1 protein-coding gene is annotated in these 1,287 nt (G+C 69.0%); it reads right to left on the bottom strand.

What is annotated here, in order from left to right:
* A partial coding sequence (locus tag EOA27_RS36910; protein ID WP_127258769.1) for an NAD(P)/FAD-dependent oxidoreductase occupies window positions 1-1,287 on the bottom strand: 1,287 nt, incomplete at both ends.

Below are 1,287 nucleotides of genomic sequence, written 5' to 3'. Positions count from 1 at the left end.
GTTCTTGCCCTGGTCGGTCGCCATGCCGAGCGTGGTGTAGCGCTTCAGATGCTCGACCGAGACGAAGCCTTCGCGATGCGCCAGCCGCACGTCCTCGGCGGTGACGTCGTGCTGGAAGTCGACAAAGCTCTTGCCCTTGGCCCTGATCTCGAAGACCGGAGCCGGATCGGGATCGCCCGGAGCCGCCTCGACGACGGGCAGGGGACCGGATGAAGCCGTACCGCCGGCCGCCTGGAGACCGGCGGCGCGACCTTCCGCGATTGCCTCCGCTGTCGAAAAACTGCCGGTGAAGGCGCCGGCGCCGATCCAGCGCTGCGTCGGCTTCGGCGGCAGGAAAGCTTGCCTGGCAGGGTCCCACTCGGCTTTCGCGCCGGCCTGGCTGGCGAGGTGGATGGTCGGCGACCAGCCGCCCGACATCAGAAGGCTCTCGGCGTGGATGCTGCGCTCGTCGCCGCTGAGCGAACCGCTCATGGCGTCGAAGCGCTGCACCTTAAGGCCGGTGAGCGCCTTCCCGCCCTCGGTCGCGACCACGGCGTGACCGGCAAGCAGCTCGGCTTCCGCATCGCTCGCCAGCCGGCGCATCTCGTTCGAGACATCGCTGCGGACATCGATGATGGCGACGACCGCGGCGCCAGCCTTCTTCAGGGCGACGGCCGAGCGGTAGGCGCTGTCGTTGTTGGTGAAGAGCGCGACGCGCTGTCCCGGCAGCACACCATACTCATTGACATAGCGCTCGGCGGCGTGCGCGAGCATCACGCCTGGGCGGTCATTGCCCGGGAACACCAGCGGCCGTTCGAAGAAGCCGGTGGCGAGCACCACCGTGCCCGCGCGGATCGCCCAGTAGCGCTGGCGCGGCTCGCCCTTGGCGGCGACTTCCTTGTGGTCGGTCACCCGTTCAAGCGCGGCCAACGTGTTGCCGTCGTAATAGCCCCACACCGTCGTGCGCGGCAAAAGGCGCACATTGTCGTTGCCTGCGAGCTGCGCGGCCATACGCTGGGCCCAGTCGGCGGCAGGCATGCCGTCGATGGTTTCGCCCGACCAGTTGGCGGAGCCGCCAAAATGGGCTTCGAGATCGGCGAGGATGACCCGGGCGCCCTGGTCGGCGGCGGCCTTGGCCGCCATCAGGCCGGCCGGACCGGAGCCGACGACCAGCACGTCGCAAAACGCGTTCATGCGTTCGTAGCGCGCCGGGTCGTGGGCGGTACCCGCCTTGCCGAGACCGGCGGCGCGGCGGATGAAATGCTCGCAGAACATCCAGAAGCGCGTGCCCTTCAACGGGCCGATCAC

It is taken from the genome of Mesorhizobium sp. M2A.F.Ca.ET.037.01.1.1 (genome assembly GCF_003998075.1).
Lineage (GTDB): Bacteria > Pseudomonadota > Alphaproteobacteria > Rhizobiales > Rhizobiaceae > Mesorhizobium.
This window is presented reverse-complemented; position numbering and strand designations above follow the sequence as displayed.